16 protein-coding genes and 1 pseudogene are annotated in these 23,832 nt (G+C 73.3%); 8 read left to right on the forward strand and 9 right to left on the reverse strand.

What is annotated here, in order from left to right; genetic code table 11:
- Position 1 precedes the first annotated feature (1 nt).
- Entirely contained in the window at positions 2 to 817 is an 816-nt protein-coding gene (locus tag ACIQD7_RS01640; RefSeq protein ID WP_402438517.1) for a family 1 encapsulin nanocompartment shell protein, read from the reverse strand.
- Positions 814 to 1,804: pseudogene (locus ACIQD7_RS01645) on the reverse strand (Dyp-type peroxidase). The gene ACIQD7_RS01640 and the pseudogene ACIQD7_RS01645 overlap by 4 nt, the downstream one beginning before the upstream one ends.
- A gap of 421 nt (positions 1,805 to 2,225) precedes the next feature.
- Between ACIQD7_RS01645 and ACIQD7_RS01650 the strand changes: the two are divergent.
- Entirely contained in the window at positions 2,226 to 4,562 is a 2,337-nt protein-coding gene (locus tag ACIQD7_RS01650; protein WP_402438519.1) for an FdhF/YdeP family oxidoreductase, read from the forward strand.
- Positions 4,563 to 4,810: 248 nt separating this feature from the next.
- Positions 4,811 to 5,647 (forward strand): formate dehydrogenase accessory sulfurtransferase FdhD, encoded by an 837-nt coding sequence (fdhD, locus tag ACIQD7_RS01655; RefSeq protein WP_121833158.1) that lies wholly within the window; start codon positions 4,811 to 4,813, stop codon positions 5,645 to 5,647.
- Positions 5,648 to 5,717: 70 nt separating this feature from the next.
- Here the strand turns inward: fdhD and ACIQD7_RS01660 are convergent, their stop codons facing one another.
- The 4 genes from ACIQD7_RS01660 to ACIQD7_RS01675 form a co-directional block, all read right to left on the reverse strand.
- Entirely contained in the window at positions 5,718 to 5,897 is a 180-nt protein-coding gene (locus tag ACIQD7_RS01660) for a hypothetical protein (protein WP_402438522.1), read from the reverse strand.
- A gap of 301 nt (positions 5,898 to 6,198) precedes the next feature.
- Positions 6,199 to 8,736, reverse strand: coding sequence for an ATP-dependent Clp protease ATP-binding subunit (locus ACIQD7_RS01665; protein WP_402438524.1), 2,538 nt, complete (start codon positions 8,734 to 8,736; stop codon positions 6,199 to 6,201).
- Between the two features lie 160 nt (positions 8,737 to 8,896).
- On the reverse strand, positions 8,897 to 10,915 hold the full coding sequence (gene recQ / locus ACIQD7_RS01670; RefSeq protein ID WP_402438526.1) for a DNA helicase RecQ: 2,019 nt from the start codon (positions 10,913 to 10,915) through the stop codon (positions 8,897 to 8,899).
- A 192-nt stretch (positions 10,916 to 11,107) separates the two neighbouring features.
- Positions 11,108 to 12,931 (reverse strand): ABC transporter ATP-binding protein, encoded by a 1,824-nt coding sequence (locus ACIQD7_RS01675; protein ID WP_402438527.1) that lies wholly within the window; start codon positions 12,929 to 12,931, stop codon positions 11,108 to 11,110.
- A gap of 183 nt (positions 12,932 to 13,114) precedes the next feature.
- Here ACIQD7_RS01675 and ACIQD7_RS01680 point away from each other — a divergent pair, with 183 nt between their 5' ends.
- Positions 13,115 to 13,366 (forward strand): EF-hand domain-containing protein, encoded by a 252-nt coding sequence (locus ACIQD7_RS01680; RefSeq protein WP_121833253.1) that lies wholly within the window; start codon positions 13,115 to 13,117, stop codon positions 13,364 to 13,366.
- A 44-nt stretch (positions 13,367 to 13,410) separates the two neighbouring features.
- On the opposite strand, the gene ACIQD7_RS01685 is transcribed toward ACIQD7_RS01680, so the two are convergent.
- Together ACIQD7_RS01685 and ACIQD7_RS01690 are read right to left on the reverse strand one after the other, a co-directional pair.
- Positions 13,411 to 13,707 carry a hypothetical protein gene (locus ACIQD7_RS01685; protein ID WP_121833252.1) on the reverse strand — a complete coding sequence of 99 codons (297 nt, stop codon included), beginning with the start codon at positions 13,705 to 13,707 and terminating at the stop codon, positions 13,411 to 13,413.
- A gap of 185 nt (positions 13,708 to 13,892) precedes the next feature.
- Positions 13,893 to 16,064 carry a hypothetical protein gene (locus tag ACIQD7_RS01690; RefSeq protein ID WP_402438530.1) on the reverse strand — a complete coding sequence of 724 codons (2,172 nt, stop codon included), beginning with the start codon at positions 16,062 to 16,064 and terminating at the stop codon, positions 13,893 to 13,895.
- 165 nt (positions 16,065 to 16,229) lie between these two features.
- Between ACIQD7_RS01690 and ACIQD7_RS01695 the strand changes: the two genes are divergently transcribed.
- Positions 16,230 to 16,418, forward strand: coding sequence for a CsbD family protein (locus tag ACIQD7_RS01695; protein ID WP_121833250.1), 189 nt, complete (start codon positions 16,230 to 16,232; stop codon positions 16,416 to 16,418).
- Between the two features lie 142 nt (positions 16,419 to 16,560).
- Here the strand turns inward: ACIQD7_RS01695 and ACIQD7_RS01700 are convergent, their stop codons facing one another.
- Positions 16,561 to 17,355, reverse strand: a complete 795-nt coding sequence (locus ACIQD7_RS01700) for a polysaccharide deacetylase family protein (RefSeq protein WP_402438533.1) — start codon at positions 17,353 to 17,355, stop codon at positions 16,561 to 16,563.
- A gap of 377 nt (positions 17,356 to 17,732) precedes the next feature.
- Here ACIQD7_RS01700 and ACIQD7_RS01705 point away from each other — a divergent pair, with 377 nt between their 5' ends.
- The 4 genes from ACIQD7_RS01705 (at position 17,733) to ACIQD7_RS01720 (ending at position 23,784) form a co-directional block, all read left to right on the forward strand.
- On the forward strand, positions 17,733 to 18,266 hold the full coding sequence (locus ACIQD7_RS01705) for a hypothetical protein (protein ID WP_402438535.1): 534 nt from the start codon (positions 17,733 to 17,735) through the stop codon (positions 18,264 to 18,266).
- Between the two features lie 390 nt (positions 18,267 to 18,656).
- The gene (locus ACIQD7_RS01710) at positions 18,657 to 20,783 is read left to right on the forward strand and encodes a hypothetical protein (RefSeq protein WP_402438537.1); all 2,127 of its coding nucleotides are present in this window, start codon (positions 18,657 to 18,659) and stop codon (positions 20,781 to 20,783) included.
- Positions 20,784 to 20,872: 89 nt separating this feature from the next.
- Positions 20,873 to 22,387 (forward strand): GT4 family glycosyltransferase PelF, encoded by a 1,515-nt coding sequence (pelF, locus tag ACIQD7_RS01715; protein WP_402438539.1) that lies wholly within the window; start codon positions 20,873 to 20,875, stop codon positions 22,385 to 22,387.
- The gene (locus tag ACIQD7_RS01720; RefSeq protein WP_402438541.1) at positions 22,384 to 23,784 is read left to right on the forward strand and encodes a hypothetical protein; all 1,401 of its coding nucleotides are present in this window, start codon (positions 22,384 to 22,386) and stop codon (positions 23,782 to 23,784) included. The genes pelF and ACIQD7_RS01720 overlap by 4 nt, the downstream gene beginning before the upstream one ends.
- Positions 23,785 to 23,832 lie beyond the last annotated feature (48 nt).

Consider the following 23,832-nt stretch of genomic DNA (forward strand, 5'->3'; position numbering starts at 1 on the left):
CTCAGACCTCCAGGACGACGACGGCCTCGTCCGTGTAGGCCAGAAAGGTCAGCGTCTCGTGGAAGTACAGCTCGACCGTGTCCGCGTCGTGGGAGGCGTAGCCGATGGCCACGTCCTCGCCGAGGCGCAGCTCGAAGTCGCCGCCCCGGGTGGAGAGGACGAAGCCGCCGTCGAGGGCGGGCGCCCAGATCGGGGGCCCGTCCAGCATCCGGGCGAGGTGCGCGGCGACGGGGTGGCCGTGGTCGGAGGTCTCGCTGACGGCCCGGTACTGGTCGGCGCCGAGGAGCAGCGCGTAGGGGCCGTCGACGCCCGCGAGCCGCAGCGCGGTCAGGGCGCGGCTGACCGCGTCGGGGTAGCCACGGGGCTCGGCCGGCAGCCGTACGACCGGGTCCGAGCTGCGGGCGCGCAGCCCCTCGACGCCGGCCGCCGCGTACCCCTCGAAGACCGTGCGGTCCTCCGCGAACGCCAAGGCGCGGGCGGCTTCCTTGACGGGCTGCCAGTCGGAGTCCTGGGCGCCGCGCTCGACGTCGTCGACGGCGGCCCGGGTGACGGTGAACGGCACCCTGAGCTCGACGAGGGGCCGCGCCTCGCGGAGCCGGGCCGTGACGCCGGAGGCGGGCGGGTCCACGGCGGAGAGGTGTCCGGTGCCGACGGCGGCGAGTTCCGGACCCGCCGGGTCGGGGACGTCCACGACGCGGCGGCCCGCGACGTGGCGCCGGAAGGTGCGGCGGGCCTCCTCCTCGATCCCGGCCCAGGCGGCCGGGGTGATCGGGGCGAGCGCGCGGTGCAGATTGGTGGTGCCCTCGGGGGTCGTCACGAGGCTCGGGCTCCTTTCAGGCCGCCGATGCCCAGGGACTCCCCGGGGGCGGCGGCGTCCGGCGCGCCGGGGAGGTCGTCGAGGAGGTCGGCGCTCGGCACGAAGAAGAGGCCGCCGGTCACGGCCCGGGAGAAGTCGAGGATGCGGTCGGTGTTGCCGGGCGGGTCGCCGAGGAACATGTTGCGCAACATGCGCTCGGTGACGGCGGGCGTCCGCGCGTAGCCGATGAAGTACGTGCCGAACTCGCCGCTGCCGACCCGGCCGAACGGCATGTTGTCGCGCATGATCTTCTGCTCGTCGCCGTTCTCGTCGGTGACGGTGTTGAGGGCGACGTGCGAGTTCGCGGGTTTGACGTCGTCGGGCATCTCGACGTTGGCCGCCTTGCTGCGCCCGATGACCCGCTCCTGCTCCTCGACGGGGAGCGCGTCCCAGGCCGCCATGTCGTGCACGTACTTCTGGACGACGACGTAGCTGCCGCCCTCGAAGCCCGGGTCCTCGTCGCCGATGTGGACGGACTCGGCGGCCAGGGTCCCGGAGGGGGTTCTCGCCGCCGTCGACGAAGCCGAGCAGGTCGCGCTCGTCGAAGTAGCCGAAGCCGTGCACCTCGTCGACGACGGCGACCGAGGGGCCCAGCCGGTCCAGGAGGAGCCGGGCCAGTTCGAAGCAGAGGTCCGCGCGCCGGGCCCGCAGGTGGAGGAGCAGGTCACCGGGGGTGGCGGGCGCGCGGTGACGGGGGCCCCGGAGGGCGGGGAAGGGGTGCAGGTCGCGCGGGCGCGGGTCGCCGACGAGCCGGTCCCACGCCTCGGAGCCGATGCCGACGACGCAGGTGAGGCCGTCGGCGGGGGCCCGGAAGGCGACCGAGCGGGTCAGCCCGGTGACGTCCTGGAGCGCGTCCCGGACGGCGGCCTCGGCGCCGGGGTGGACGGTCACCACCAGGAAGAGGGCCGCGCGGGAGGGCGGCATGAGGACGGGCTGGGGTACGGCCATGGCGCTCCCGCCGGAGAGGGCCCCGCAGAACAGAACGAGAACGATCAATCAGGCAAAGGGTGCTCAAGGGACAGCGCCAGCGTAGGCGGACGTGATCCCTCCCGCAGCCCGGCACGGCGGGCCCCTGCCGGGGGCCGGGTGGGGCGGGGTCCGTACGGTGGCCGCTTCCGGAGGCGAGCGGCGTGCGACCCGTACGGCGACCCCCGCCGGGCGGGCGGCGTGCGACCCGTACGGCGGCCCCCACCGGGCCGGGCGGCGTGCGACCCGTACGGCAGCCCCGCCGGGCCGGCGGCGCGCGGCCCCGTGTTGTCGGCCCTCCTCCGGGCCGAGTGGCATGGGCGAGGGGGCGGACATAGCCTGCCCGGAGGGGCTGTCCCGTCCCCGTACCGCCCGTGCCCCGGGGGGCGAGAGGGTGAGATCCTTGAGCACCGACCAGGAAAAGCCGGAGACCCTCCAGGACACCCCGGAGACCCTGGAGCCCCGTGTGGGCCCGGCCCCCGAGGGCGATCCGGAGTTCCACCCGTACCACCACCCCGCCGCCGGCTGGGGCGCCGCCAAGAGCGTGACCGGCTTCCTGGTGCGCGAGGGCGCCCTCCCGCTCGACGGGCCCCGGGCGATCATGAAGATGAACCACGAGAACGGCGGGTTCGACTGTCCCGGCTGCGCCTGGCCCGACGACACCAAGGGCCTGCACCTGGACATCTGCGAGAACGGGATCAAGCACGTCACCTGGGAGATGACCCGCAAGCGGGTCGGCCGCGAGTTCTTCGCCGCCCACTCGGTGACCGAGCTCGACGGGTGGAGCGACTACGCCCTGGAGAACGAGGGCCGGCTCACCGAGCCGATGGTCTACGACCCGGAGACCGACCACTACGTGCCGATCACCTGGAAGGACGCCTTCGCCCTCGTCGGAGAGACGCTGCGCGGTCTCGCCCACGCGGACGAGGCGACCTTCTACACCTCCGGCCGGCTCGGCAACGAGGCCACCTTCCTCTACCAGCTGATGGCCCGCGAGCTGGGCACCAACAACCTGCCCGACTGCTCCAACATGTGCCACGAGGCCAGCGGCCGGGCCATGCAGGCCTCCCTGGGCACCGGCAAGGGCACCGTCGACCTGGAGGACTGGCAGACCGCCGACGCGCTCTTCATCCTCGGCGTCAACGCCGCCTCCAACGCGCCCCGGATGCTGACCGCCCTCGCGGAGGCGTACCACCGGGGCGCGCAGATCGTGCACGTCAACCCGCTCGTCGAGGCGGCGGCCACCCGCACGATCATCCCGCACGACTTCAAGGACATGGCCACCTTCCACTCCACCCGCACCGGCACCCTCAACCTCCAGGTGCGCGTCGGCGGCGACATGGCGCTGCTGCGGGGCATGGCCAAGGCGCTCCTGAAGCAGGCCGAGACCGACCCCAAGGCCCTGGACCGGGAGTTCGTCGAGCGGCACACCACCGGTTTCGAGGAGTACCGGGCGCTGTGCGGGGCGACCCCGTGGGAGGAGCTGGAGACCCAGTCGGGGCTGAGCCGGGACGACATCCTGGAGGCGGCCCGCGTCTACCGCGAGGCCGACCGCTCCATCGTCAGCTGGTGCCTGGGGGTCACCCAGCACGAGCACGGCGTCGACACCGTCCGCGAGATCGTCAACCTGCTGCTGCTCCGCGGCAACCTGGGCCGCGAGGGCGCCGGCCCCTCCCCCGTGCGCGGACACAGCAACGTCCAGGGCAACCGGACCTGCGGCATCGACCACCGCCCGACCGCGGAGTTCCTCGACCGGCTCGCCGAGGTCTGCGGGATCGCCCCGCCCCGCGAGCACGGCAAGGACACCGTCGCGAGCATCGGGGCGATGCGCGACGGGAAGATCAAGGTCTTCGTCGGCATGGGCGGCAACTTCGCGCTCGCGGCCCCCGACACCCCGGCCACCTACGAGGCGCTGCGCGCCTGCGAGCTGACCGTCCAGGTGAGCACCAAGCTGAACCGCAGCCACGTCGTGCACGGGCGGCGGGCGCTGATCCTGCCCTGCCTCGGCCGGACCGAGAAGGACCACCAGCGCAAGGGGATCCAGAGCACCTCGGTCGAGGACTCGATGAGCATGGTGCACCTGTCGGTCGGCATGAAGCGTCCCGCCTCGCCGCACCTGCTCTCCGAGCCGGCGATCATCGCGGGCATGGCCCGGGCCGCGCTGCCGGACAGCGCCACCCCGTGGGAGTGGTACGTCGAGGACTACGACCGCGTCCGGGACACCATGGCCAGGGTGCTCGACGGCTTCGAGGACTTCAACCGGCGGGTGCGCCTGCCGCTGGGCTTCCGCATCAAGCAGCCCGCCCGCGAGCTGGTCTTCCTCACCCCGTCCGGCCGGGCCGAGTTCTCCGCCGCCGCGCTGCCCGACGTGGTGCCCGCCCCCGGCGAGCTGGCCCTGGGCACCATGCGCTCCCACGACCAGTGGAACACCACGATCTACTCCGACAACGACCGCTACCGGGGCGTCAAGAACCTGCGCACGCTCGTCTTCATGAACCGGGCCGACATGCGCGAGCGCGGCATCGCCGACATGGGCCCGGTCGACATCACGAGCACCGCGCGGGACGGCAGCCACCGGCACCTCAACGGCTACCTCGCCGTCCCGTACGACATCCCCCGGGGGTGCGCGGCCGGCTACATGCCCGAGATGAACGTGCTGTGCGCCCTGGGCGACTACAGCACCCAGAGCGACCAGCCGATCATGAAGCACGTCAGGGTCACGATCGTCCCGGCGGCCTGAGGACCGGGGGGCGGCGCGGGCCGACGAGCCGCGGTTCCGCCGCGGCCTGCTGTCCGGAGACCGACGTCCCGGTGCCGCTGGACGGCGTCGCCGACATCAGCGACTGCCCGACCTCCAAGGGCGTCGTGATCAGGCCGGAACCCGCGGATGCCCCCGTACGACCGGCGTGACACCGTGGACCCGGGGGTCCGGCGTACGGGTCCCCGGGCGGGATCACCGAGAAGGCCGGGCCGGAGGAAGGAAGAACCATGGGACGAGTGACCGCGCGGCGGCGCGTCCTGCGCGTGCGGGAGGGAGGGGCCTCCTACCGACCGGACACGCTGGCCGCCGAGGAGCCGATGGAGATCCGGGTCGGCGGGCGTCCGCTGACCGTGACGATGCGGACCCCGGGCGACGACTTCGACCTGGCGGCCGGATTCCTGGTCAGCGAGGGCGTGGTGCACTCCGCCGGGGACGTGGCGGGGATCCGGTACTGCGCGGGCGCCACCTCCGACGGCGGCAACACGTACAACGTGGTCGACGTCGTCCTGGCCCCCGGCACGGCCGCCCCCGACGCCTCCCTGGAGCGGAACTTCTACACGACGTCCTCGTGCGGCCTGTGCGGCAAGGCCAGTCTGGACGCGGTGCGCACCACGGCCGCCTGGTCCGTCGCGGAGGACCCGCTGCGGATCGGGACGGAGGTGCTCACGGCCCTTCCTGACCGGCTGCGGGCGGCCCAGCGGGTCTTCGACAGCACGGGCGGGCTGCACGCGGCCGGGCTCTTCTCGGCCGAGGGCGAGCTGCTCTGCCTGCGGGAGGACGTCGGCCGGCACAACGCCGTGGACAAGGTCGTCGGCCACGCCCTGCGGTCGGGACTGCTGCCGCTGCGCGGGACGGTCCTGATGGTGAGCGGCCGGGCCTCCTTCGAGCTGGTGCAGAAGGCGGTGATGGCGGGGATCCCGATGCTCGCGGCCGTCTCGGCGCCGTCCTCGCTCGCCGTGGACCTGGCGGCGGAGAGCGGACTGACCCTGGTCGGGTTCCTGCGGGGCACGTCGATGAACGTGTACTGCGGGGACGAGCGCCTGGAGACCGTGCCGGTGGCCTGACCGCCCTCCGGCCGGAGGGCCGACTGGTGTTCCCGGGGGCGGTCGGGTAGCCCCGGGGGGTGCTGTTCCGTCAACTCGCATACCTGGTGGCCCTCCCCCGGGCGTGCCACGCCTCCCAGCCCGCGCTGTCGGAGGCGATCCGGAAGCCGGAGGACGAGCTCGACGTCCCGCTGGTGCTGCGCACCGGGCTCGGCGGGCGGATGCGGATCGGCGCGGTGCCGACCGCGTCGGGGGCCGTCACCCTGCTCACGGCCCCGTTCTGCCGGGCGCACCCGCTGGTGACCGTGGAGGTGACGACGGACCTCCAGTCGGAGGGCGTCCCGCGCCGGCCGCGGAGCTTCGAGCTCGACGCCGGGATCACGTACCTGCAGGAAGGGCTCGCGGAGGGCTTCGAGACGGTCCCACTGTACGAGGAGCGGTACGTGCTCCTCACCGGCGCCGCCGACGGCGACGGCCCGCGCCCTCAGGGAGGTCGCGGGCCGTGCCGGTGTGGCCGCCGCTCTGGACCGCCTTCCGGAAGACCCCGTACAGCGGTGAGGAAAAAGGGGGGCCTACGCCGCTTCGGCGGGGCTCTCCGCGTCCTCGCGGTGCGCGCCGCCGCCGGTGTCGCCCTTGCGGACCGTGCAGTGGATCGAGTCGTCCACGACGTCGGCGACGATCGTGTCGCCGGGCTCGGCGTCGCCGCCGAGCAGCAGGGAGGCGACCCGGTTGTCGAGCTCCGTCTGGATGGTGCGGCGCAGCGGCCGGGCGCCGAACGCCGGCTGGTAGCCGTGGGCGACGAGGAGCTTCTTCGCGGCCTCGGTGACCTCCAGGGTCATGCCCTGCGCGTGGACGCGGTGCTTGCTGCGGTCCAGGAGGTGGTCGACGATCTCCGACAGGTCCTCCTCGGTGAGGCTGTGGAAGACGATGATGTCGTCGATGCGGTTGAGGAACTCGGGCAGGAAGCGTCCCCGCAGGTCCTCCATCAGCTGGTCCTTCAGCTCGGCCGCGTCGCCCTGGTGGTCGAGGATGCGGTGGGCGCCGATGTTGGACGTCATGATGACGACGCAGTGGCGGAAGTCGACCGTGCGGCCCTGCCCGTCGGTGAGGCGCCCGTCGTCGAGGATCTGGAGCAGGGTGTTGAAGACGTCCGGGTGCCCCTTCTCGATCTCGTCGAACAGGACCACGCTGTAGGGCTGGCGGCGGACCTTCTCGGTGAGCTGCCCGGCCTCCTCGTAGCCCACGTACCCGGGGGGCGCCCCGACGAGCCGGGCGACCGTGTGCTTCTCCTGGAACTCGCTCATGTCGAACCGGATCATCCGGTCCTCGTCGCCGAAGAGCAGGTCGGCGAGGGTCTTGGCGAGTTCGGTCTTGCCGACGCCGGTGGGGCCGAGGAAGAGGAAGGAGCCCACCGGGCGGTTGGGGTCGCCCATGCCGGCCCGGTTGCGGCGCACGGCCTCGGAGACCGCCGTGACCGCCTCGTCCTGGCCGACGATCCTGGCGTGCATCTCCTCCTCCAGCTTGAGGAGCTTCTCCTTCTCGCTGGCGGTGAGCTGGGAGACCGGGATGCCGGTGCGGCGGGACACGATGTCCGCGATGTCGGCGGCCGTGACGGAGACGACGCCCTCGCGGCGCTCCTCGATGCCCGCTAGCTCGCCCTCGACCTCGGCGATCCGCCGCTTGAGGCCGGAGGCCTTCTCGAACTCCTCGCCCGCGACGGCCTGGTCCTTCTCCCGGCGCAGCTTGGCGAGTTCGTCCTCGCGGCTGATCACCTCGGTGGAGCGGCCGCCGCTGCGCAGCCGCACCCGGGCCCCGGCCTGGTCCATCAGGTCGATGGCCTTGTCGGGCAGGAAGCGGTCGCTGATGTAGCGGTCGGAGAGCTCCGCCGCCGCCGCGAGGGCGCCGTCGGCGAAACGGACCTGGTGGTGGGCCTCGTAGGCGTCCCGCAGCCCTTCGAGGATCTGCACGGTCTCCTCGACGGTCGGCTCGGGGATCAGGACGGGCTGGAAGCGGCGTTCGAGGGCGGCGTCCTTCTCGATGTGCTTGCGGTACTCGTCGATGGTGGTCGCGCCGACCACGTGCAGCTCGCCCCGGGCGAGGGCCGGCTTGAGCATGTTCCCGGCGTCCATCGAGCCCTCGCCGGTGGCGCCCGCACCGACGACCGTGTGCAGCTCGTCGATGAAGAGGACGATGTCGCCCCGGGCCTCCTGGACGTCCTCGATGACCTTCTTCAGGCGCTCCTCGAACTGCCCCCGGTACTGGGCGCCGGCCACCATCCCGGAGAGGTCGAGGGAGACGACCCGCTTGTCCTTGAGGGTGTCGGGCACCTCGCCCGCCACGATGCGTTGGGCGAGGCCCTCGACGATGGCGGTCTTGCCGACGCCGGGCTCGCCGATGAGGACCGGGTTGTTCTTGGAGCGCCGGGAGAGGATCTCGATGGTCTGCTCGATCTCCTCGGCCCGTCCGACCACGGGGTCGAGCTTCCCGGCCTTCGCCTCCTCGGTGAGGTCCCGGCCGAACTCGTCGAGGGTGGTGGCCGGCTGCTTCGGGGCGGCGGGGGCGCCCTCGCCGCCGAAGGCCGCCTGGTCGGCGGCGCCGCGCAGCTTCGAGACGTCCATGTCCTCGGCGCGCAGGAAGCGGGAGGCGCCGGAGTCGGGGTCGCCGAGGAGGGCGCCGAGGATCTGCTCGGGACCGATGTACGAGACGCCGGCGGCCTGCGAGCGGGCGTGGGCGAGCGCGAGGGTGCGCTTGGCCGCCGGGGTGAGGCCGGGCTCCGAGGAGGGCTCGGCGGACTCCCGGGGCAGCACCTCGGCGATCCGGGCCGCGAGGGCGTCGGGGTCCACCCCGCCCTGGGCGAGCAGCCTGCGGGAGGGATCGACCTGGGTGGCGGCCCACAGCAGGTGCTCCGTGTCGAGGTCGGACGTGCCGTCCTCGGCCGCCTTGCGGGTGGCCAGGTTGAGCAGTTCGTACGAGGACTCCGTGAGCAGCCTTCCGATGGGCACACGCTGCACGGCCGGGGGCGAGGAGGCCGGCGACATGCCGAAGAAACGGTTCAGCATCTCGCTGAACGGATCGGAGGAACCGAAAGGTGAACCGAACGCCATCGACATGTCTGCTCCAGAGAAGCGTGGGGGGAACCCCTCTCACTGAAACGCCATGTCCACCGCTCCGCAAACGGAACGAACGCGGGCGGTCACCGGGGAGGACGGGGCCGCTCCCGGCCCCGTCCTCCCCTCCCCCGGGGCTCTCCCCTCCTCCTCTACTCCTCCCCTACTCCTCGTCCCACGGCGGTTCGGAATCGTCGAAGTCGAAGGGCGGCTCGTCGTCGTACGGGGCGGCGGGCGCGGGCGCGGATCCGGACGTCGTGGCCGCCCGGGCGGGGGCAGCCGGTGCGGGCGCGGCCGTCTCCCCCGACCCACCGGCCGGCGCGGCGGCCCCGCCCCCGGCCTCCGCCAGCGCCTCCAGGACGCCTTCGGCGTACTTGGTCAGCTTGGCCTCGCCGACCCCGCCGACGGTGCCCAGCTCCTCGACCGTGGTGGGAAGCAGCGTGGCGATCTCCCGCAGCGTCGCGTCGTGGAAGACGACGTACGCCGGGACGCCCTGCTCGCGGGCGGTCGCGGCCCGCCAGGCGCGGAGCGCCTCGAAGACCGGCACGGCCTCCGCCGGCAGATCGACCGGCACGCGGGCGCCCTTGCCGGAGCGGCTTCCGGACTCCTTCCGGGCCGGGGCGACCGCCTTCTCCTTGCGCATCTGGACGGTGCGGCGCCCGCCCAGGACCTCGCCGCTCTGCTCGGTGAGGACGAGCGTCCCGTAGTCCCCCTCCACCGCGAGCAGGCCCTGCGCGAGGAGCTGGCGGACGATCCCGCGCCACTCGGCGGTGCTCAGGTCGGAGCCGACGCCGAACACCGAGAGGGCGTCGTGGTCGAACTGGATGACCTTGGCCGTCTTCTTCCCCTGGAGGATGTCGACGATCTGCCCGGCGCCGAACTTCTGGCGCCGCTCCTTGGCGAGCCGCCACACCGTGGACAGCAGCTTCTGCGCGGCGACCGTGCCGTCCCAGGACTCGGCCGGGGTCAGGCAGGTGTCGCAGTTGCCGCAGGGCTCGCCCTTCTGCCCGAAGTACTCCAGGAGCCGCACCCGGCGGCAGTCGACGGTCTCGCAGAGCGCCAGCATGGCGTCCAGGTGCCGGGCGAGGCCCCGGCGGTGCTGCTCGTCGCCCTCGGAGCCGTCGATGAGCTTGCGCTGCTGGACCACGTCCTGGAGGCCGTACGCCAGCCACGCCGTGGCCGGCTCGCCGTCCCGGCCCGCGCGGCCGGTCTCCTGGTAGTAGCCCTCGACGGACTTCGGCAGGTCGAGGTGGGCCACGAACCGCACGTCCGGCTTGTCGATGCCCATGCCGAAGGCGATCGTCGCCACCACGACGACGCCGTCCTCGCGCAGGAAGCGGGCCTGGTTCGCGGCGCGCGTGCGGGCGTCCATGCCTGCGTGGTAGGGCACGGCGTCGACGCCCTGCTCCACCAGGAGCGCGGCGGTCTTCTCGACGGAGGACCGCGAGAGGCAGTAGACGACTCCGGCGTCCCCCGCGTGCTCGGTCCTGATCAGCTCCAGGAGCTGCTTGAACGGGTTGTTCTTGGGGACGATGCGGTACTGGATGTTCGGCCGGTCGAAGCCGGCGACGAAGTGCCGGGCGTCCTCCAGGCCCAGCCGCTTCGCGATCTCGGCGTGGGTGGCCTCGGTGGCCGTGGCCGTCAGCGCGATCCGGGGCACCTTCGGCCACCGTTCGTGCAGCATGGACAGGGCGAGGTAGTCGGGCCGGAAGTCGTGGCCCCACTGGGAGACGCAGTGCGCCTCGTCGATCGCGAAGAGCGACACCCGGCCCCGGTCCAGGAGCCGCTGGGTGCCCTCGGTCCGCAGCCGCTCGGGGGCCAGGTAGAGCAGGTCCAGCTCGTCCGCGAGGAACGCCTGCTCGACGGCCTGCCGCTCGTACGGGTCCTGGGTGGAGTTCAGGAATCCGGCCCGCACCCCGAGGGCCCGCAGCGCGTCCACCTGGTCCTGCATGAGCGCGATGAGGGGCGAGATCACGATGCCCGTGCCGTCTCTGACCAGGGCGGGGATCTGGTAGCAGAGCGACTTGCCGCCGCCGGTCGGCATCAGCACGAGCGCGTCGCCGCCGCCGACGACCTGCTCGATGATCTCCTGCTGCTCCCCCCGGAAGGAGCTGTAGCCGAAGACACGGTGGAGCACCCGGGCGGGCTCGGAGATCTCTGGGGAAGCGTCGGAGAGGACCATTCGTGAAGCGTATCCGCCCCCGCCGACACCCCGGTCCCGTCCGCCGCAACCTGTGGACAACCCGCCCCGGCCACCGTCCGGCAGCCTGTGGAAAACCCGCGCGGACCGCCGTCCGGCAGCCCGTGGACAACCCGTGCGGGGCGGTCCCCGGCCGCTCGTGGAGAACCCGCCAGGACCGGCCCCGGCGGCCCGTCATCGACTCAGGTCCGCCTCCTCGCGGGTGTCGTCGAGGAAGCCGCCCGACTGGTGCCGCCACAGCTTGGCGTAGGCGCCCTCCGCGTCGAGCAGCGCCTCGTGCGTGCCCTGCTCGACGATCCGGCCCCGGTCGAGGACGACGAGCCGGTCCATGCCGGCCACCGTGCTCAGCCGGTGGGCGACGACGAGCGCGGTCCGCCCCTCCATGAGGCGCCACAGCGCCTCCTGGACGAGGATCTCGCTCTCGGAGTCCAGGGCGCTGGTGGCCTCGTCGAGGAGGAGGATCGGGGCGTCGCGCAGGATCGCCCGGGCCAGGGCGACCCGCTGGCGCTGGCCTCCGGAGAGCTTCACGCCCCGCTCGCCCACCATGGTGTCGAAGCCGTCGGGGAGCCCGTCGACGAACTCCGTGACGTGCGCCGCGTCGGCCGCGCGCCGGATCTCGGCCTCGGTGGCGTCCGGCCGGGCGAAGGCGATGTTGTCCCGCAGGCTCCGGTGGAACATCGCCGGGTCCTGCGGCACGTAGGCGATCATGCTCCGCAGGTCGGCCTGGCGCAGTCGGCCGATGTCCTGGCCGCCGACCAGGATCCGGCCGCCGTCGACGTCCGTCATCCGCAGCAGCAGCCGGGTGAGGGACGTCTTGCCGCCGCCGGACCTGCCGACGAAGCCGACCTTCGCCCCGCCGGGCACGTCCAGGTCGAGCCCCTCGAAGAGGGGCTTCGCGCCCGCGTGGGCGAAGGTGACCTTCTCGAAGCGGACGCCGGTGCCCCGGGGCGCCAGGGGTTCCGGGGCCTCCGGGTCGAGCACGGTGGGCGGTTCGAGGAGCAGTTCGGTGAACTGCCCGGCCTCCGTCATGGCGCTCTCCAGGCGCCGGTAGATCTGGTTGAACTCGAACATGATCCGGGTGGCGTTGGAGTAGTAGGTGAAGGCCACGATGACGGCCTCCACGCCGTGCTCCCCGCCGCCGAGGGCGACGGCGAGGAGGAGCCCCAGGACGTTCGTCAGGACGGACATCGGCGCGACCAGCGTGTCGATACGCAGATTGCCGTAGTCCCAGGACCGCAGGGTGAGCCGCCGCGACTCCGCGACGCGGGAGCGGTGCTCGGCGGCCTCCCGGTCCTCGGCGGCGAACGACCGGACCGTGTCCATGTTCATGAGGGTGTCGGCGACGTGTCCCGAGACCCGGGCGATGGCCTGTTCCCGCTGGGCGACGAGCGCCTGGCGGCGGCGGATCAGCGGGGTGACGCACAGGCCGGTGAAGGCGATCAGCGTCAGGAGGCCGACCACGAGCAGCGGGTCGTACTGCCAGAGCACCACCGAGGCGAAGAGCAGCGGGACGACGTTGCCCATGACCGAGAAGGTCAGCGTGTCGACGAACACCTCGAAGCGGGAGGCGAAACTGAGGACCCGCTTGGTCAGCGATCCGGCGAAGTTGTCGTGGAAGAACGAGGAGTCCTTCGCGAACAGTTCGTCCATGCCGACGACGTACAGGTCCTCGATGCCCCGGGCGTCGAGGCGGTTCAGGCAGTGCAGTCCGACCCGCCACAGCCCCTCGCCGAGCAGCAGCACGCCGGCGAACCCGAGGACGTACGGAAGGTGCGCGCCGAGGTCACCGGCGTCGGTGCCGTCCCCGGCGACCTGCGCGACGAGCTTGGCGACGACGAGCGGCGCGACGTAGAAGATGCCGATGTTGCCGAGCGCCAGCAGCAGCATGGCCGGCGCGGTCAGCCACCGCAGACGGAGCAGTTGCCGTGCGTAGTGGCGCAGTGCGAGCAGCACCGAACCCTTGGACGGTAATCCTTCACGCGTTTCAGGTGATCCCATACCCAACCCTGTGGTGTCGTACCGAAGGTGAGGAAAGGGAGTCTCCCGCGCAAACGTCCGCGCGGTCCACGTGTTTTCGGCGGCCCTCCGGGGGCCGGGGCAACCCGTCGCGCCCGTCCCGCGTCCTTCCGCACAGGACCCGACGCCGCCCGGCGGCCACCGACCCAGGAGCCAGGACATCCCATGAGCGACAAGGCCCGGACCCTCTTCGACGCGCTCGACCTCGACCGGGACGGCACCCTGACCCGCGGCGAGGTCATCGACGCCCTGCGGTCCAAGGGGCCCACGCTGGCCGCGCGGGGCGTGATCCCCTTCTGGGGCGTGGGGACCGAGGAGGATTCCTCGGCCCTGTTCGACGAGGCGGACATGAACGGCGACCGCGTGCTGTCCTTCGAGGAGTTCGCGACGCTGGTGAACCGGCGTTTCGGCTGGTGAGCCCCGGGCCGTCGGCGGCCCGGGGAGGGGCGGGGAGGGACGGGTCAGACGGAGACCGCGGGGAGGACCCCGGTGACCGGCGCGGCCAGGTCGGTGAGCTGGTGGAGCTGCTGGAGGTCGTGGATCCGGTCGAGTCCGCCGAGCTGCTCGGCGAGGCCGGGGAGCTGTGCGGCCTGCTCCTCGGGGAGGCCGGTCGCGGCGAGGGAGTCGAGCTCCGTGACCGGGTTGACCGGCGGGCCGAGCGGGCCGGCGGCGGGAGCGGCGCTCGCCGCGGACGCGCCCAGGCAGGAGAAGGCGGCGGCGACGGCGAGGACGGAGGAGATGCGTCGTGCTGAGGTCATGCCCTCACCAACGCGTCCGGCCCGCCGGCGGACACGGCCGCCCCCGCCCGCACCGTCCGAACGGGGGTCGGCGACGGCCGGGGGGAAGCTGAGAGGCGAGGAAAGCGAAGGGACTAGTAATAACTTTTTGGAGAAGTTAGGAGAAGGAAGCCCCTTCATGGCCTCGCCCGGTACGACCGTAGCAGTCAGGCGGGGATCAGGTCGCGCAGATTTTCCGGGGTGAACACGCGCGAGCCCGGGGGCAGTCCGGCGGGGCGGTCCAGACCGATGTACGTGACGGGGCCGTCCGGCACCGTCGTCCCGTCCCACAGGGTCGTCGTCAGGGCGTCGTCCGCCATCAGGTCCACGAGGTGGCGGACCGTCAGCGGGGTGCGGGCGAGCAGTCCCCGGAGCAGGACCGCGACCGACACCCGGTTCTCCTCGACGCGGTTCGCCGCCGGGTGGCCCTTGAGGTACAGGTGCAGCCAGCGGGCGTGCCAGCGGCCGTCGTCGTCCCGCGCGAACGCGAGCGGCAGCGCGACCCGGCCGGGCCCGCGCAGGTCCGACTTCATGCGGACCGTGCGCGGTTCGAACGGGCGCCCCTTCTGTTCGGCGTCGCGCAGCATGAAGCCGAAGAACGACTCCTCGACCTCCTCGAAGCCCTCGCCGTCGTAGATGTTGACCTGCGGGACGACATACGTGCCGCGCACGGCTCCGAGCCGCAGGTCGATGAACTCCGAGGCGCCCTCGGGGGCGTCGGTGATGTCGCCTGAGTGCGCGCCCTCGACGGCGGTGAGGGCGGTGTACGAGAGCCAGGTGACGGTCTGGTGGTCGGCGTCCAGGACGAGGGCCGAGAGGTCGTAGTCGGTCCTCCGGCCCGTCTGCTTCCAGTACGTGAAGAAGCGCAGCAGGTCGCCCTCGACGGGCGAGACGGAGCCGCGCGGCAGGACGCCGAGGCCGTCGGCGGTGGCCCGGCCGCTGAGCGGGAGCGCCACGTCGAGGACGGCGGGGTCGACGAGCAGGTGGCCCGGGGCGGGGAGCCGGCGCCGGGTCTCGGCGTCGAGGACGGCGCACAGGCGCTCGCGCACGGCGGCCGGCAGCAGCGGCCTGGTGTCGGCGGTGACCCAGGCGCCGCCGAGCCGGTTGACGAAGACCCGGGGCTCCCCCTCCCCGTCCGTCCGGTTGCGGAGGTGGTCGCGGAGGGAGAGGACGACGCGGCCGGACACCTCCGGGAGGGCCCGCTCGCAGGCGGTGACGACGGCGTCCAGCGCCTCGGGGCCGTCCGCCGTGCGCAGCAGCCGGTCGAGGGCGCGCAGGAGCCGGCCGGGGGCGGAGGTGAGGAGCGCGGCCGCGCCGGTGACGTCGTCGCGGCCGAGCAGCGCCTCCACGCGGCCGTCGAAGGACGGGGCCGCCTTCTCGCCCCGGGCGACGGCGAAGACCTCGGCGGCGTGCGGCCACCGGGGGTGTTCGTGCGGGTGGAGCCGCTCGCCCAGGCGCTTCCAGGCCTCGCGGTGCGCGGAGACGTCGGAGAGCTTGGCGGGGCTCGCGGCGACGACGGCGTCCAGACCGCCGAGCAGGGCGCGGCGGACCGGCCGGGACAGGGAGCGGAAGCGGGTCGGCTCGCGCAGGGTGACGTCGCCGCCGGAGAGCGCGCACGCCAGCCGGAGGACGTCGGTGACGGTGTCCAGGAGCGGGTCGGCGCCGGCCGCGAGCCGGGCCCGGTTGACGACGGCGCGGATCTCCCGGACCGGTATCGCCTCGGGCTGGGGCCCGTCGGCGCGGTGCTCGGCGAGGACGGCGAGGTCGCTCAGGTGGTCGTCGCCGAGCGGTGTGGTGCTTCCGGCCAGGGAGAGGTAGAGGGCGGTGGCCTCGTCGGCGAGCGGGCGGCCGGGGTGGAGGGCGGTCAGGCGGTCGGCGGCGGAGGCGATCAGCTCGTCGTGGGCGGCGATCAGCTCCTCGTAGGTGTGCCGGTAGCTGCCGTAGGACGGCAGGTCTAGCAGGTTCACCACTCCGGCGCGCAGCCGCTCGATCACGGTTCCGCGCGCGGCGGGGGCGGTGAGGGCCTCGGCGAGGCACTGCGCCCAGAAGTCCCGGGTGTCGGGCACGCCGTCCGGGAAGTCCTTGAAGTAGGCGTTGTGCCGGACGTGGTCGCCGACCAGCTCGCGGACGGTGTCCAGGGTGCGGGCGGCGGTCGCGAGGACCGTCTCCCGGGCGAGGCCGGAGAGCGCTTCGAGGAGGTCGGCGGAGAGCTTGAAGCCCACCGAGATCAGGGCGGCGTCGAACTGCCGGGCCGCCCCGGCGCCCTCGCCGGCGGGGCCGGCCGGGACGGGGAGGCGGCGGGTGTGCCGGACGACCAGACGTTCGAGGGCGTGATCCATTCCGGCATGGTGTCAGCCGTTCGCACGCACGTGCATACGGTTTTCGCCCGGGCGCGGAGGCCCCGGTCACCGGGATCGCGCGAGGAGGGTTGCCGAGCGGGATTCGGGGAACCCGCCTAACGTGACCGAAGTACCCCAGTCGACCAGAAAAGGGGCGTATCAGTCATGGGTGAGAGCCACATGGACAAGGCCAAGGGCAAGCTCAAGGAGGCCGCCGGCAAGGCGACCGGCAATGAGCGCCTGAAGAGCGAGGGCAAGGCGGACCAGATGAAGGGCCAGGCCCGCGAGGTGGGCGAGAAGGCCCAGGGGAAGGTCGAGGGCGTCCGCGACTCCCTCAAGCGCGACGACTCCTAGGCTCGCACCACCACCGCTCGGGCCGCCGTACCGCGCTCTGGAGGACGGTCCGAACAGGAAGGGCCGCCCGGCACCCGCCGGGCGGCCCTCCTCGCGTGCGCGGACCCCGAAGGGCCGCAAGGGCCACAGGGACCCCCGGGCCTCAGGGAGCCGTGCGTACGGGGAAGCTGAAGCCGTGCCCCTGCTGCTTGAGCCACGGCAGCACCTGCCGCAGGGCCGCGACGGTCTGGGCGCGGTCGCCGCCGCCGTCGTGGAAGAGGATGGTCGGGCCGTTGGACAGCTCGTTCTTGACCGTGTTCACGATCGCGGCCGTGCCGGGCAGCTCGAAGTCCTTGGTGTCCACGTTCCAGCCGAGCGGCCGCATCCCCGCCGCCGCGGCGATCCGCCGGCTGTCCGGGGTGAAGGCGCCGCCCGGCGCCCGGTAGTACTCGACCTTCGCTCCCCCGGCCGCGTCCTCGATCATCTTCTTCGCGTCCAGGATCTGCCGCTTCTGGTAGTCGACGGACTTCTTGTCCATCGAGGTGTCGTGGGAGATGGTGTGGTCGCAGAGCCGGTGGCCGTCCGCGACGACCTTCCTGACGAGGTCGGGGTGCCGCTTCGCCTCGGGTCCCACCATGCAGAACACGGCCTTGACCCCGTGCTCCTTCAGGATGTCCAGCATCTGGGGCGTCCAGCGCGGGTCGGGCCCGTCGTCGATGGTGATGTTCACGGCCGTGCCGCCCGCCTCGGCGTCGTGCGCGATGCTCTCGGGCATCTTCTTCGGCGGCGCCTGGGCCGGCCCCTCGGCGGCCGGCGCGGGCCCGGCCGTCACGCGCCCGGTCCCGGCGTCGGCCTCCGCCTCCGTCTGCGTCACCGCGCTGGCCGCCCACACCGCCAGGCTGAGTCCGACCGCGGAGGCGACCACCGCTATGTGCGCCGTGTACTTGTTCCGCCCCATGGAATTGTCCACTCCCCGTTGTTCCAGGTCCTGCTCCCGGGTGAGAGGACGGTGCGAACGGCGGGAAGGTTTCATCCGGCGGGGTCGAAAGTCGGCCCCCTGGCCGGGACCGGGCCCCCTCCGGCCGACACGGCGGGCATCGTGGACTGTTGCGTACGCGCCAATGGTGTACGCCACACTGTGGGCACGCGCCGGATTCCGGTCCGGCCGGCGGCGCGCGGGCGCACCCGTCGCGGCGTGCGGGAATGCGTCCGGCCGGCCCGCGTCACACTTTCTCCGCAAGCCCTTCACGGGAAGCACGCTTTCGGCCGCGGGCCGCCCGGACGGCCCGTGCGGGGGCAGACGCCGGGCCGCGCCCGTCCCTAGCCTCCCGGGCCATGCGATCCCACCTCACGAGACGCCTGGGTCTCACCGCCGTCCTCGCCCTCTTCCTCGCCGTCTTCGGCCTGGCCCCGGCCGCGAGCGCGTCCGAGCCGCTCGCCCCCGCCGAGCTGACGTTCGGCACCGACGCCGCCACGACCACCCCCGGCGGCACGGTGAACCTGACCGTCACGCTGAAGAACAACAAGTCCTACGACATCTGGTTCGTCTACCAGACGATCGACCCCACCTGGCTGACCACCCAGCGCCCGGACCTGAAGTACTCCTTCACCGGCTGTTCGCTGGCCGGCCCCGGCGGCACCAGCACTCCCTGCACCGGCACCGGACCCGCCAACCTCGGCGCCAACTACGGGGCCACCGTGCCGCCCGGCCAGAGCCGCACCGTGACCCTGACGCTCCAGGTCGCCGCCGACTCCGGCTGCAACGGCAACATCGGCTTCTACTCGTACTTCTACGCCGAGTTCAGCGACAGCTCCAGCACCAGCGGCGGTCCGGTCTACACGCCCGAGACCCGCGTCCTCTGCGCCTGACGGTTCGGTGGCCGGGCGGGGCGCGTCCGGAAATAGACCACGCCCCGATCGGCCCATCGGTCTAAACCAATGGCGGAAGCCCCGGCGGTCCCACGGTCCGCCGGCGCCCCTCCTCCCCCTCCCACCTGGGCATCGGACCCGTGGCGGGAGGGGCGGCCGGGGTCCGGGAGGGGTTCCGGTCCGATCGTCACACCGGAACCACCGCCCCGGGCGCCCGCGTTTTTCCGTCAGCTTTCGCGGCGGGACCACAAAAGCTCCACAGATACCTCACCATTTGACGCGACGGATGCGTGAACGACCGGCCTTCGAGGGGGATGCCGGCGTCCACGAGGGGGTGCGTCCGCTCCTCGGAGCCGTACTCACCCCTGCTCCGGGAGGGGACACCACCGCATGAAGCGGCTCATAGGCACCACCTTGTTCACCACGGGCGCGCTCGTCGCCGCCCTCGTCCTGCCGAGCGCCTCGGCGCAGGCGGTCGAACTGGCTCCCCGCGTCGACCTGAGGGTTCTCGTCGTGAGCGACGGCGGTCCGGCCACCGCCGCCATCGCCGCCGAACTGGACGCCGCGGGAACGCCGTACACGGAGATCGACCTCACCCGTGCCGACCGTCCCGTCATCACCGCCGGCTACCTCGCGGACAGCGTGGGCAACCGGAACCGGGCGAAGTTCCAGGCCGTCGTCCTGCCGAACGACAACCCGTTCCCGGCCGGCTCCGCCGAGATGACCGCGCTCGCGAACTACGAGCGGGCCTACGACATCCCGCAGGTCGACGCGTACACCTACGCCCGGCCCGAGGTCGGCCTCCAGTACGCCGTCTACGGCGGGTACGCGGGAAGCCTCGACGGGGTGCAGGCCCAGACCACCGCGGCCGGGCTCTCGGGCCCGTTCGGCTACCTCGAAGGAGCCGTGCCGTTCGAGGACAACTCGCCGACCGTCGGCGAGAGCTACGCCTACCTGTCGACACCGCTGGCGGGCGCCGACTTCACCTCGTACGTCGACGCCGCGATACCCGGGACGACCCAGCGCGGGTCCCTGGTCGGCGAGTACCGGCACGACGGGCGCCGCGAGCTGGTCGTCACCTTCGTCTACAACCAGTACCAGCAGCAGTTCCGCCTCCTGGCCCGCGGCATCGTGGACTGGATGACCGGCGGGACGCACCTGGGCGCCTCCCGGAACTACTTCGCCGTCCACGTCGACGACGTGTTCGCGGCGGACGACCGCTGGAACTCCACGCTCAACTGCACGCCCGGCGACGTGGACTGCACCGACCCCAACGCCGTGCCGGACCCGATCCGGATGACGGCCGCCGACGTGGACCACGCCGCCTCCTGGCAGACCTCGCGCGGCTTCACCCTGGACATGGCCTACAACGCCGCCGGCACCGTCGACTTCCGCGCGGACAACAACGGCGCGGACCCGCTGGCCGACCGGTTCGTCGCGAAGCGGAACGACTTCCGCTGGATCAACCACACCTACACGCACGCCTTCCTCGGCTGCCAGCAGGACACCAGCGCGGTGCCGTGGCGCTGCGCCACGAACCCCGACGGCTCGGTCAAGTGGGTCTCCCGGCAGGACGTCTCCGACGAGATCGCCCTCAACCGCGTGTGGGGCCAGACCGCCGGACTCCCGCTGGAGAACGACGAACTGGTCACCGGCGAGCACTCCGGACTGCGCGTCCTGCCCCAGCAGAACGTCGACAACCCGAACCTGGGACCGGCCCTCGGCGACAACACCATCGGCTGGCTGGCCTCGGACAACTCCCGCGAGCCCGGACAGCGCCAGGTCGGAACGGCCACGACCGTCCCCCGCTACCCCATGAACGTCTTCTACAACGCGGGCCGGGCGGCCGAGCAGGTCGACGAGTACAACTGGATCTACACCAGCCGCGCGCAGGGCGGCAGCGGGATCTGCGAGGACAACCCGGCCACCACCACCTGCCTGGCCGCCCCGCTCGACCCCGCCACCGGCTACACGGACCACATCGTGCCCCTGGAGCGGCAGATCGCCCTGGGCCACGTCCTCGCCAACGACCCCAAGCCGCACTTCATCCACCAGTCGAACCTGGCCGAGGACCGCATCGCCTACCCGGTCCTGGACGGCGTCCTCGACGCGTACGACGCGCTGTTCGCCCCCGGCACCCCGGTGGTGAACCTGCGGATGAAGGACATCGGGCAGGAGCTCCAGCGGCGCTCCGCCTGGCGCACGGCCGTGCAGAACGGCCAGATCACGGCGTACCGCATCAACGGCACGGTGACCGTCGAGGGCCCGAGCGGCACGACGGTCCCGGTGACCGTGCCCGAGGGCACCCTGCGCTCCGGCTCGGCCTTCGGCGAGGCGTACGCGGGCGGGCGCTCCGGCTGGACGTCCCTCGCGGGCGCGCCGCTGACCCTGGAGCTGCCCTCCGCCCCGGCCCTCGGCGCGGGCGGCTCCGCCCCGGCCGCGGTCACGGTCCCGGCCCCGGCCGCCCGCGTCCCCGAGGGCGTGGCCGAGCCGGTCGCCCCCGGCACGGACGGCTGACCGCCGTACCCCCGGCGAGGTCCCGGCCCGCCCCACCGGCGGCCGGGACCGGCACGACCACTCCCACCACGGCCGTGGAGCACACACCTATGCACGTTCACCACGGCGCGCCGCGCTCCGGCGCCCCGCGCGTCACCCTCCTGACCGAAGGCACCTACCCGCACAGCCACGGGGGCGTCAGCGTCTGGTGCGACCAGCTCGTCACCGGGATGCCGGACGTCGACTTCGACGTCCTCGCCGTCACCGGCTCGGGCCGCGAACCGCTCGCCTGGGACCTGCCGGCCCACGTCTCCCACGTCCTGTCCGTGCCCATGTGGGGCCCGGCGCCGGAGGGCAGGCCGCCCCGGGGCAGGGCGGGCAGGCGGCTCGCCGACGCGTACGAGAAGTTCCTGACGGCGCTGCTCGACCCGGCCGCCGAGGCCGGTTTCGGCCCCGCCCTGTACGCCCTCGCGCACGCCGCCGGGGACGGTCTGCTCAGCCCGTTTCTGCGGAGCGACGCGGCGATCACGGTGCTCACCTCCGTGTGGCGGCGGCCGGGGCTCGCCGTGCGGGAGGCCCGGCCGACCCTGCACGACGCGATCACGGCCACGGCCCTGCTCGAACACGCGCTGCGGCCGCTGTCCGCGCCGCCGCCGGTGGAGGGCGTCGCGCACGCCGTCAGCGGCGGGGTGGCCGTCCTGCCGGGCCTCGCGGCCCTCGAACGGAACGGGGTGCCGCTGCTGCTCACCGAGCACGGCGTGTACCTGCGCGAGCGCTACCTCGGCTACCGCACCGCCCCCTACCGCTGGCCGGTGAAGGCCGTGGTCCTGGGCTTCTTCCGGCTGCTCGCGGAGGAGAGCTACCGCAAGGCGGCCCTGATCACCCCGGGCAACCGCTACAACCGGCTGTGGGAGGAGGAGGGAGGCGCCGACCCCGAGTCGATCCGCACCGTCTACAACGGCGTCGACCCCGCCGCCTTCCCGCCCGCCGGCCCCGAGCCGGACGCCCCCACCCTCAGCTGGGCCGGGCGCGTGGACCCGATCAAGGACCTGGAGACGCTGATACGTTCCCTCGCCCTGGTCCGGGAGCGGATGCCCGACGTCCGGCTGCGGCTCTTCGGCGGCACGCCCCGGGGCGGCGAGGCCTACCGGGAGCGCTGCGAGGCCCTGGCGGCCGAGCTCGGCCACGCGGACGCCGTCACCTTCGAGGGACGCGTCGACGACATCAAGGACGCCTACGCGGCCGGGAACGTCGTGATGCTCTCCAGCATCAGCGAGGGCTTCCCCTTCACCCTGATCGAGGCGATGTCCTGCGGGCGCGCGACCGTCTCCACCGACGTCGGGGGCGTGCGGGAGGCCGTCGGCGACACCGGGCTCGTGGTGCCGCCGCGCGACCCGGCCGCGATGGCGGAGGCCGCGCTCACGCTCCTCGGCGACCCCGCCCGGCGCCGGGCGATGGGCGAGGCCGCCCGGCTGCGGGTGATCGAGCGGTTCACCCTGCGGCAGACCGTCGACACCTTCCGCGCCATCTACCACGAACTGGCCTCCGGGCAGCGGCGCCCGGAGCCGGTCCGGATCGTCCTGCCCGTCCCGGCGGTCAGCGGCACGGGGAGTCTCGCCGGATGAGCGGCCCGATATTCCTCGAACCCGGCGGGGCCGAGCAGGACACGCTCGCCATCCGGCTCGCGGTGCCGCGCGCCCGCCGCTTCCTGGACGACGCGACCCTCGCGATCCGGCTCCCCGCGAAGGGCCCCGACGAGGAGGCGGTCAGCGCGCTCGCCGCCGAACTCGCCGACCGCGTCGGCCCGGCCGTCCACCCCTACGAGGTGGCCGCGCTCCTGGAGGCGGACGGCCTGTCGGCCTCCGTGATCAAGGAGCGGTACGGCCACCCCACCCTGTTCTCGCTCGCGGCGGCGCTGTACGAGCGGGTGCCCCGGGCGTTCCCCGAGCCGGCCGCGCCCCCGGACCCGTGGCGGCCGGACACCGTGCGGTGCCTGTTGCGCGGCCTGCTGTTCGCGCTCCCGGCCCTGGCGTACCTGCTCACCTCCCCGCTGTGGCGGATCGACGAGCACGCTCCCGTCCTGGTCACGGCGGGCATTGTGTCCTGGGCGTGGGGGCAGGGGCTCGGGCACCGGGCCCACCTGCGGCTCACCACGGGCCGGCGGGAGGCGTCCCGCACGCTGCTCTCCGGTTCCGTGCTCGGGGCGTGCGTGGCCACGGGCCTCGCCGCGATCCCCGCCGGGGGCGGTCCGGCCACCGTGGCGGCGGCGGCCCAGTCGCTGTACCTGGCGGCGGCGGGCGTGCTGCTGGTGCTCGGCCGGGAGCGGCTGCTGCTCGTCGCGCTCAGCCCGCTGATCGCCGGTGCGGCGGTGCTGCCCTGGTGGGAGCCCGGCACCCTGCTGCGGCTCACCTTCCCGCTGCTCGCGCTGCTCGCCACGCTCGCCCTCGCCCTGCGGGTCCTGGCCTCCGGCCTCGCCGTCCCGGCCGCCGCCGAGGGGCCGCGGCCCCGGATGCGCGGCTCCGTGCCGTACGGCCTGTTCGGGCTCGCCGCGGCGGTGCTCGTGATGCTGGAGGGCCGGCAGGACCCGTACGCGGTGATCGTCCTGACGCTGAGCATGGGCCCGGCGGAGTGGCTGCTCTACCGCTACCGGGGCTGGTCGGTCGCCGCGCTGCGCGCCAGCGCGACGCCCCGGGCGTTCCTGCTGCGCTCCTCCGGCGTCCTCGCGCTCTGCCTCGTCTGCTATCTGCTGCTCCTGCTGGTCCCCGCGCTGCTCCTGGGCTCGGGACCGGTCGCGCTGCTGTCCCTCGCGGCGGTCCTGTGGACCGCCCTGCTGCTCCAGGCGTTCGGCGTGGCCTGGCCGCCGGCGGTCGTCTGCCTGACGACGGCCGCGGGCGCCGTGATCATCACCCGGGCGGACCTGCCCGACGGGTCCGCCGTGCTGCCGTCGGTCTGCGCCGCGGCCGCGGTCTGTCTGGCGGCCTGTGTCGTCGCCCTCCTGGGCCGGCCGTCCCCGCACGCCTGACGGACCACCCGCCCTCCGCTCCTCCGCCCCACCACCCTGCCGTCCCCC

Source organism: Streptomyces sp. NPDC093071 (assembly GCF_044754545.1).
Classification (GTDB): Bacteria; Actinomycetota; Actinomycetes; order Streptomycetales; family Streptomycetaceae; genus Streptomyces.